This window comes from bacterium, from assembly GCA_023135785.1.
In the GTDB taxonomy this organism is placed as follows: Bacteria; CAIJMQ01; CAIJMQ01; order CAIJMQ01; family CAIJMQ01; genus CAZNJA01.
Genome location: JAGLSL010000071.1, coordinates 1 through 10,193, shown reverse-complemented (window position 1 = coordinate 10,193; position 10,193 = coordinate 1). Strand labels below are relative to the sequence as shown.

Below are 10,193 nucleotides of genomic sequence, written 5' to 3'. Positions count from 1 at the left end.
TATCATCGGAATCAAGAAAAGAAATATATTCACCTTTTGTTTTTAAGATTCCTTTATTCCTTGCAGAAGATACACCTTTATTATCTTGATATAGATAAATAATTCGTTTATCGGTGAACTTTTCAACTAACTTAGATGTATTATCAGTAGAACCGTCATCTACTATGATTATTTCTAAATTTTTGTATGTTTGAGCTAAAACACTCTCTATTGCTTCTTTTAAAAAGTGCGCTCGATTATATGTGGGGACAATTACACTAATTAGAGGTTCTTCTTTTTCCATTTTTTTCCGTAATATTAACTATAGCCATAGCTACTGCAATCAAAGTCCATAACATCATTATTAATTGTTTAGCATCCGGTATTTCCACAAGCCAATGAATAGAACATGCTATAAAAGCAACAAATATTCCTATAGCAATGCTTTTTAAAAACGGTTCTTTTAATCTTATAAAACTTTTCCAGGTCAGAATTATTGTAGTAATCCACATCCAAAGAAAAACCATCAAACCCAAAATTCCTGTTTCAAACGCTATCTGAAGTGGATAATTATGGGCATGGTACATTTGTGTCCAACCTATGCTTTTTAATTCAGGAGAAACAAAAGAAGGATATAATTTATAGAAGTTTTTATATCCCCAACCATAGCCCGTAAGAGGTTTTTTCTTGATTTGTTCTATTGTACTTCCAAATAAATAAGTTCTATTTAAATAATGTTCTTTATCAGTCATGCTAATGACCCTATCTTTTACCCCACGAGAGGAAAATATCAGTAATAAAAAAACCAGAACAATAGGAATTAAAATAACTTTTTTATTTTTTATAAAACACAAAAGGAACATTGCAATTAATATGCTGATCCAACTTGCTCTGGTATATGTAAAAACTAAACAGGACAAAGCTCCGACAAAAATAAAACTCAATAAAATTTTAGAAATTTTTGCTTCACTCCATAACACCATAGCAAACATTAAAGGGAGAATATAATCTAGGTATTGACCGAATTCCGTAGGCGCGCCAAATAAACTTTTTATACGAATTACTCCAGTAAAATATTCTAATAATCCAAAAATAATGGGAGCTAAAGAACTAAGAATAACTGCCCATATTATATAGGTAATAATTTTCTTATTGACTGCAAAGTTTACGATAATATAGAAAAGAAGAATGGGTATAAGCCAATACCCTTTAAATGCGTGTAAACTATGACGATAATCAACTGAAAAAAAGATTGAAATTATAATAAAAATTGTAAAGATTAAGATAGACAAATCTATCCGTGTCCCTGTTATTTGACTTGAAGAAATATTTTGAATTTTATTTCCATGCTCATCTATATCTTTAATCTTGGATAATGCCCACTTTGCAATAAAAGCAAGAATGATAATAAAAAAACAAATTGTCTCAATGGTCTGTTTGTATTTTGGGAAAGGGAAAGTAAAAATAACAATTACAAGAAAGATACCTATTATTTTATCCAGTATAGATAAAATTTGTTCTCTCTTTTCTATTTTCATTGTTTCTATCAGAAGTATAAGGGGAAATAAATAGAAATATCTTCCCGCCTGCTTGTCCCGATGTAACATCGGGGCGGGCAGGGAAATATATTGCCTGTATCCTTAGTTTTTTGAAGTTATAGTATGTAATTTTTTTAGTTTTCAATCTTTTAACAATATATATCCATTGTATATCTACATATATCTATGTATTTCCATGTATATCTAATATATTTCTATACATTCTTACAGATGTCAATTCAAAAAGAATTCTCATTTTTAAAACTGGACTTCTTCATTTTTTAGGTTTCCCAGCTTTTATTAAATCTTTCTTCCTTTTTGCTTTTAATACCCAACGATGTCTTTTTATCTTGTTTTTAGTACTGCTTCTTGCCATTTTCCCTCCATGCTTTTTAGTGAACCCCGCCCCTCAAAATACCTCGCCATTTATGGCGGGGATGTAGAGGGGCGGGGTGAAATTAATTTATAACTACCCTTTTTTCTCCTCTAACGATTTTCCCTATTGAAAAAACTGTTTCTTTCTTCTTACTAAAATATTTTAAAATACGTTTTTCTTCATTAGGAGGAACTATTATAACCATTCCTATTCCCATATTAAATACGCTAAACATTTCTTTTCTTGTAATCTTACCCAATTCTTGTAGTCGCATGAAAACAGGAGGAATTTCCCATTTTTCGCAAGAAATGTGCGCTTGATGTCCATTGGGCAAAATCCTTTTTATATTCCTCATTAAGCCGCCTCCGGTAATATGAGCAATTCCCGATAATTTCATATCGCTCTTAATAAGAGGTAGGATTGATTTGGTATAAATACGAGTAGGCTCAAGCAACGCGTCTGCCCAACTTTTTCCTATTTTTTTATCTTTCTTGTTGAGAATTCTTATTTTTTCCTGTTTGGTAACAGCATTTTTAAATAGAACATTTCTGGCAAGAGAAAAGCCGTTAGAATGAAGACCTGATGAAGGAAATCCTAAAATCTTATCTCCTGCTTTGACACTTGAACCATCTATAATTTTCCCTTTTGCCAATACACCTACGGAAAACCCGACAAGTTCATACTGTCCTTTAGAATAAAACTGGGGCATTTCCGCAGTTTCTCCGCCTATTAAAGCGCATCCTGCCTGCCTACACCCTTTAGCCACCGAGCGAATTATTTCTTCTGCGGCTTGGACATCTATTTGTCCACACCCCAAATAATCAAGGAAAAACAGTGGCTCTGCGCCCATAGCAAGGACATCGTCAACATTCATTGCAACAACATCCATCCCCACCCCTTCATATCTTTCTAATAAATCCGCCAAAATCATTTTTGTTCCAACACCATCAGCGGAAGACACCAAAACAGGATTCTTATATTTTTTAAGAGAAAAAATAGAGCCAAAACCGGATAAGGAAGAAAGAACTTCTTTCCTATATGTCTTCTTGACTATTCGGCTTATTTTACCGACAAATTCTTCTCCCTTATCAACATTGACCCCTGCTTGTTTATAAGTTGCGGATTTCATATTTTTCATGTTTTTAACAATGTGATTACACAGATTAAAGATTTAATTTAACCCGTTCCAACGTTACATCGGGATTTCTAACGAGATTTATCTGCGTAATCGGCATTTACCCTTAAAAATTCGTAGAATTTCTAGGGGAAAATCCGTGTAATCAGTGTCTCAATATACTGGAAAACGGCTACATTGTCAAAACATTTAAGTTGCCACAGAATGAAAAATGATAGAATATCAGTGATAACAAAGGCTGGGAATTAGAAGTAAGACAGAAATACAATTGAAATGTATTGATACACATTGAAATGCGTTGTCTGTCTACATGGTATTTCCATGTATTTCCACGTATATCTATCGTATTTCCCTTCTGTATTTTTCTGTCTTCTGTTTTCTATACGAATCTCGTGGGTCGTTTAATTAAGAAATTATGACTAAAATAGCTTTGATATCTCTGGGATGTTCCAAAAACCTTGTTGACTCGGAATACATGCTTGGAATTTTACTAAAGCAAGGATTTGAAATAGTTTCTTCATCAAGCGAAGCAGACATAATTCTGATTAACACCTGCGCTTTTATAAAATCTGCGCAAGAAGAATCCATAGATGCTATCCTTGATATCGTTGAGAACAAAAACAACAAAAAAATATGTGTAAGCGGTTGTTTAGTTTCTATGTTTAAAAAAGAACTGTTTAAACAAATACCTGAAATAGATGCAATAATAGACCCTTTTAATATCGAAAAAATAGCAACCGTTTGCAAAAAATTAATAAAAGAACAAACCAAAATAACCTGCATAGGAGAGAATAAAAAACATAAAATAAAATTTCGCCAAAGATGTTTTACCGGTCCGGTCCACTCCGCCTATCTAAAAATAGCAGACGGATGCAATAATTGTTGCAGTTACTGCATTATTCCGCAACTGCGAGGAAAATATCGGTCGTGCAGAATGAAAGACATTATAGAAGAAGCGAAAGTATTGGCTTTGGCAGGATGCAAAGAAATAAATTTGGTCGCGCAAGATACAACTTTATACGGAACAGATATATATAACGCAAACAAACTGCCTGAGCTTTTAGAAAAACTTTCCAAAATAAAAAAAATACGATGGATAAGATTGCTTTACACTCATCCTGCGTATTATAGCGACGAATTAATAAACACCATAGCAACCAACAAAAAAATCTGCAAATATTTAGATATGCCCTTGCAACATTGCAGCGACAAAATACTTAAGGCAATGGGAAGAAAAGTGAACAAAAAAGACATAGTGACTTTAGTTAATAAATTAAGAAAAACAATTCCCGATTTAACTTTAAGAACAACTTTTCTGGTAGGTTTCCCAAAAGAAACAAATAAAGAATTCAATGAACTTTTAGCGTTCACACAAGATATGCAATTCGACCATGTAGGAGTATTTACTTACTCTCCCCAAGAAAATACTCCAAGTTTTAATTTTAAAAAGAGAGTGCATGAAAAGGTAAGCAAAAGTAGAAGAGAAAAGCTTTTATCTCTACAAAAAAACATCGCTGAGAAAAAAAATAAGTTATTAAAAGGTAAGAAAGTTATGGTATTAATAGACAAAAAAATAAATTCCAGATTTAGCCAAGGCAGAAGAGAAGCCGATGCCCCTGAGATAGATGACATTGTAAATGTAAAAGGTAACGCAAAAATAGGCAATTTTTATAAAGTTAAAATTACAAAAACCGGCGCTTATGAACTTGAAGGGGAAATTATTAAGTAAGGTACTAACAAATTAAAGTCCCAAAACAAAGATATTGCAATTATCAAAATGATTTAACCGGCAAAAAAATGAAAACTGATAATAAAAATAATAAACCTTTTGAAAACTCTTCAAAAAGATATGAACTTTTCCTCAACAATTAAATATTGAATACGGATGTAGCTTCAATGTAAGACGCCCAATTGCCGTACAAAAATGTACAACCGAAGCGCCTCGGCTTGAAGAAAAAGCTAAAAACCACCTCGTAGCCTGCCATCTGGTCCCCGCCTCGACAAACTCATTTTAAGATTTCCGCTCATTTGCGTTAACTTCTTCATCACCGACATATCGCCGCTTCTGAATACTGAACAACTGAGCATAGAGACCGTCTTCCTTGATTAGTTCCGAGTGAGTTCCGGTTTCTACAACCTTACCCGAATCAATAACAATTATTCTATCCGCTATTCGCGCACTGGAAAATCTGTGGGAAACAATAATGGATAATTTCCCAGCTGTCATCTTGCGAAAATGTTCCAGAATAAGCGACTCCATTTTAGGGTCAAGAGCAGATGTCGGCTCATCTAAAATAATTACAGGAGCATTGCGGAAAAAAACTCTTGCCAATCCCAATCTTTGCCATTCACCAATGGATAAATCCTCACCCTTTCCAAACATTCTTCCTAATATAGTGTTCTCTTTCTTGGGCAGGGTCTCAACTTTTTCCTTAAGACCAGCATAATCAATGGACTCTTGGAGCTTTGCTTCATCGTCCATTTTATTAATATCACCCACAAAGATATTTTCTTTTACAGAGAAAGGATAAATACTAAAATCCTGCATAAGCACTCCGAAATTTTTCCTTAATTCATCAAGGGAATAATCTCTAACATCCCTGTCGTTAATCAATATTCTTCCCAATTCAGGCTCATATAACCGCAGGATTAACTTAATAATAGTTGATTTTCCAGCTCCATTTTCGCCAACAAGACATACGCATTCTCCCAATTTAATCTCAAAAGAAGCGTCTTTCAAAGCATATTTTTCAGATTCGGGATATTTAAAAGAAACCTCTTCAAATTTTATAGAACTAATGTTAACATCAAGAGAAACTCCGATATCTCTTCTCTCAATCCCAGGATTAAGTTCCTTAAGCTCATAATAGTCATTAAGGAAAAGGGCATTCTTGTATAAATTAGCAAAGTCATCAGCAACGCCCTGAATCTGCCCCTGAGCATTAGCGAAAAGTCCTACATTCATAACTACAGAACCAATAGTCCCTGATTTTTGCGCTGTGACCCAAACAATATAAACATATGAACCAAAATTAGCGACTTGATTTATAAAACCAGCTAAACCGTTAATCTTATTTCTGCTGAATTGTATTTTAAGGTCTTCAAATAAGGTTTTTTTTCTCAATCCCTTCCACATATCATAGAAATAATTTCCCGTCCCAAATAATAGATTATCTCTCACATAGTTTCTGCGCACTAATAAATAAGCAAGAAAATCATCTTTCCGCTCCCGTTCAGAACGCTTTTTCATAATTTCATAATTCGTAAAAGATAATTTAATATTCAAAATAAAGCTGGGGATAGCAATACTTACCGCAATTAGACATAAAAGGGGGCTAAAAAAGAATAAGGCAATACCTGAAGAAATAATAGTCACCACTTTTCTCGTTATAGAAACAACAGTAGAAAAAAGACCTTGTGACGCCCATGCGGATTGTCTTTGAACCCGAAAAAGTTTATCCTGCTGTTTGGGCACTTCAAAAAATTCATAATCTATTAATAAGCAATGCTGGTAGATTTTCTGCTCCATATCAAAAGCAATGAGTTGAGATAGTTTTGCCGCAAGATAAGAATTACCTTCCATAAGGAGTAAAGTAGTCATCCCTATCCCCAATTGCAATCCCAACATTAGAAGCACCTGCCTTAATAACTCAATTTCTCCTCCCGCAGAAATATAAGCTACTACACTGTCTAAAAGCAATTTGGAAATCCAGAGACTGACAACCGGGAGAAAACCTGTAATAACAGTAAGGAAAACTACGGATATACTCTGCAGAGGAAAACTGTGAAAAATTTCTTTAAGAACTGCTCCTGTTCTCTTTACAACCGATAAAAATACAGCAAGGGGCTTATCACCTTGCTGAATAGTTTGTTTATTCTTCAATTTACAGAGTTATCCTTTCTAATTATATTAAGACTTAATTTTAACATTAAGATAAAGCAACGGTTATTTTAATTGTTTCTACGTCCATCCGCAAGATAACAAATTATGGTTCTTGAGAGTAGCGAAGAGCTGTTTCATAATCTTTGCGAAGTCCATCATCGCCCGAATGAATAAACAGGGCTTTTTTATAATCTTTAATAGCTAAAGCCAAATGCCCTGAATGCATTAAAGCATCAGCCCGATAATAGTAAATACGGTAATCCTTCGGATGAAGTTTTTCTGCACGGTTGTAGGAATTAATCGCTTCTTCGTATTTTCCTGACATTGCCAAACATACTCCCATATTAAAATGTGCTTTCCAATCAAAAGAATCAAGATTAATTGCCTTCTCACACCAACTTACTGCTTGTTTATAATGTCCTAATTGAGCAAGGGAAACCGCCTTATGGTAAAACAGACGAACATCCAACGAATAACACTTTAATGCTTTATTAAAAAAGAAAATTGCATCCTGATGTTTACCAACTTCAGCAAATCTAACTCCCAAAGTATTATAGAAAGTGGACATGAACTCTTTATCGTAAAGAGGTGGAAATAGAATACTCTTTCGGAATGATTTCAGACTGGAAGCATTAGTAATATCGCCACTAATGGTATCAAAATACAGGAAAGATTGTCCTACTCTCCAAGTAAGAATAGCATGGGAAGGAACAAGAGCTCCATAAAAAGGAAGATTCAACTCCCGGGCAATGGAAAGGTATACGCCACATGTCAAGTCACAATCTAATTTCCTCTTTGCCAATCCTTCAGACATAAGGAGTGAGGGTTCCTCTCCCGAAACCTCAAACAGTTCATCCATTGCCTTATGTATTGCTTTTAGTTGGGCAACAGGGCAAACCCTGTATTTGAGGTATTCCTTTGCTTTCTTTTTTACCTGGTAAAAAATATCCAGGAGAAGGTTAATATCAAAAGAAGGGATTAAACCTCTTTCAAAAGCTTCTTTTTCAATTTCAAGAATATCCCGCACTAAAAAACTTTTTTGTCTCTTTTTTCGTCCCGGATTGATTCGCATCTATTCTCCACTAATTATCAGACAAGTAAAAGACATTTGCAAGATATTCTTTAATCAAATACTTGATAACTACCACGGGGTTTTAAGACTTGTTCATAACTGCATAAGATTAACGGAGAAACTACTTTATTTGAATGCCACCTCCCATCTTTTATCACTGTTGCCGGGGGAGTTTTTTGTCAGTATAAGGGCAACCTGGAGATGGCGCATATATTGTTCCATATAATCTATAGGATTCGCGCATACAGTAACCTTGACCAAAAGCAGAGTGGCATTCCTTAAACTCTTTACAACCATAACAGGCAGTGCCTTTATATTTCTCCATAGGAATATCGTATGCCTTTTTCTTAAAAGATTCCGAATTCCAAACATCATAGAGTGAATCTTTAGCAACACTACCAAAAAAATATTCCGGTATTTGTGGAATTTGCTCACAACCAATCAAACTACCATCAGGCAAGATAACAACTTGCTCTCTACCCGCAGTGCATCTACTACGTTTTTTCCAACTCATTTCAGGTTGTTCCGGAAATTCATCTTCCTGAGGATAACCACCCTGCAACTGAACTTTAAAACCATGTTTTGCTTGAATTTCTTTAACACTTCTCTCAAACTCTTCGTATTCATTTGTTTTATTAAACAACTCATCTTTATGACGAAACATTGACCGACCATAAAGAGCGGCTCTGACAGGATAGACACCTAAATTGTGTAAGTCCAATATTGTTTGCGGCATAGCTTTAATGTTAAGGGGAGTTACTACCGCCTTAACAGCCATAGACAACCCTGCAGATAAACAATTCTTAATAGATTCAATTGCTTTCTCCCCATATCCTTTCCTCTGTGTCATTGCATCTGCAATTTTGGGGTCGGTGCTGTCCAAGCTTATTTGTAATTCCAATCGTGGAATTTTTGATAGACGGCGAGCTACTTCTGTTGAAATGTAAGATTTAGTAGCTAAAGTAATTACAGTTGGAGGATTAAAAGTTCCAATTATCTCCAACATGTCTACAATATATTCATAACACATCGGATCTCCGCCGCCAAAAGCTATTTCACCCAACTGATATTCTTCCATTTCGCTAAGCAACTCTTTCCACCTTGAAAATGGGAGAGAAGAATACTTGGGAGCCATATGGCGTCCCATATAGCAATAAATACAATCCGTAAAGCACTTCATTGAAGGCATAATACCTAAAGTAATCGGAAATTTAAAAGTCATTAATTCAGGAGCGGAAATTTTATCTCCTTTAATAACAAAAGATTCGGGGGCATAATGCATTATTTTTTGCTTTATATTATCTTTTGTAACCTCAATAAGTACTGGAGCTTCCAGATTTAACGGCGGGGCCTTTTTAACGGTAAACTGTTCCAATTCTTTACAAAACTCAATAAAAGTTAGGGGGGGATTGTCCCAAATATATTTCACCGCTTGAAAGATTTCTTTTAGAGAACGCTTTCCGTCAAAAAGAGCAAGTATCATAGCAGTCGAGGAAGACAAAGAACTCATCTTTGACGAATCTATTTCATCACCAATGCCAATACGTTCTACTGACCAGTATAAGATAACGCCAGATTTTTCCTGTCGAAGGCGAACATACTTATTAATACCTAAAACAGTTTCTTCTTCTAAAAAAATATTACTTTTTCCCATTATTATTAATAACTACATTGCCTTATACTTAATACTTATATATTTAACTTAACTATGTTCCCACAAAATAACGTAACTCTATAGTAACTTTCGTTTTTATACAAATTTATATTTATACAAAAAGAGGCATCTACATAAATATAAACAGATAGGATTTAATTAAGAACCCCACCTGTAAAATTCAACACTCATGAGGGTTACCCCCAAGAAAATCCAGAACAACCCTCATGCAACTTTATTTTTCTATATCTTTTTGTTCTAATTTTGAGTTGCTATCATCCCTTGTGAACGCTTTCCCACCGCGATATAGTACAAAACAAGCATTGTACTGTGATGCAATGCAAACAACTCGCACTAATACACTTCGTACAACTAGTCCAACAATTCTCACTACCCGATACGCTTTGAACACCCTTTTTGTCTAACCTTAATCCATTCTTCTTTACCAATTTTCTTAATTTCTCTACATCCATTTTCTTACCTCCTTTTTTCTGTTTTAATTATACCCCAAAAATCCCTATTGTCAAATAGGTGTAAGAGTCCATAACATATTGGA

Annotated in this window: 7 protein-coding genes; 1 reads left to right on the top strand and 6 read right to left on the bottom strand. The window is 34.5% G+C overall.

Annotated features, from left to right (window positions below; translation table 11 throughout):
• The 3 genes from KAS42_05410 to KAS42_05400 form a co-directional block, all read right to left on the bottom strand.
• A partial coding sequence (locus KAS42_05410) for a glycosyltransferase family 2 protein (GenBank protein MCK4905655.1) occupies positions 1–283 on the bottom strand: 283 nt, incomplete at its 3' end.
• Positions 258–1,517, bottom strand: coding sequence for an O-antigen ligase family protein (locus KAS42_05405; protein MCK4905654.1), 1,260 nt, complete (start codon positions 1,515–1,517; stop codon positions 258–260). The genes KAS42_05410 and KAS42_05405, both read right to left, overlap by 26 nt.
• A gap of 458 nt (positions 1,518–1,975) precedes the next feature.
• Positions 1,976–3,031 carry a phosphoribosylformylglycinamidine cyclo-ligase gene (locus KAS42_05400; GenBank protein MCK4905653.1) on the bottom strand — a complete coding sequence of 352 codons (1,056 nt, stop codon included), beginning with the start codon at positions 3,029–3,031 and terminating at the stop codon, positions 1,976–1,978.
• A gap of 412 nt (positions 3,032–3,443) precedes the next feature.
• Between KAS42_05400 and rimO the strand changes: the two genes are divergently transcribed.
• A complete protein-coding gene (rimO, locus tag KAS42_05395) occupies positions 3,444–4,757 on the top strand; it encodes a 30S ribosomal protein S12 methylthiotransferase RimO (protein MCK4905652.1) in 1,314 nt (437 codons plus the stop codon).
• Between the two features lie 282 nt (positions 4,758–5,039).
• Here rimO and KAS42_05390 read toward each other — a convergent pair whose 3' ends face one another.
• The 3 genes from KAS42_05390 to KAS42_05380 all read right to left on the bottom strand — a co-directional run bounded on the left by KAS42_05390 (position 5,040) and on the right by KAS42_05380 (position 9,637).
• Positions 5,040–6,911, bottom strand: coding sequence for an ABC transporter ATP-binding protein (locus KAS42_05390; protein MCK4905651.1), 1,872 nt, complete (start codon positions 6,909–6,911; stop codon positions 5,040–5,042).
• Positions 6,912–7,014: 103 nt separating this feature from the next.
• Complete coding sequence (locus tag KAS42_05385) at positions 7,015–7,983, bottom strand: tetratricopeptide repeat protein (protein MCK4905650.1); 969 nt, start codon at positions 7,981–7,983, stop codon at positions 7,015–7,017.
• Positions 7,984–8,137: 154 nt separating this feature from the next.
• Positions 8,138–9,637 (bottom strand): radical SAM protein, encoded by a 1,500-nt coding sequence (locus KAS42_05380; protein ID MCK4905649.1) that lies wholly within the window; start codon positions 9,635–9,637, stop codon positions 8,138–8,140.
• Positions 9,638–10,193 lie beyond the last annotated feature (556 nt).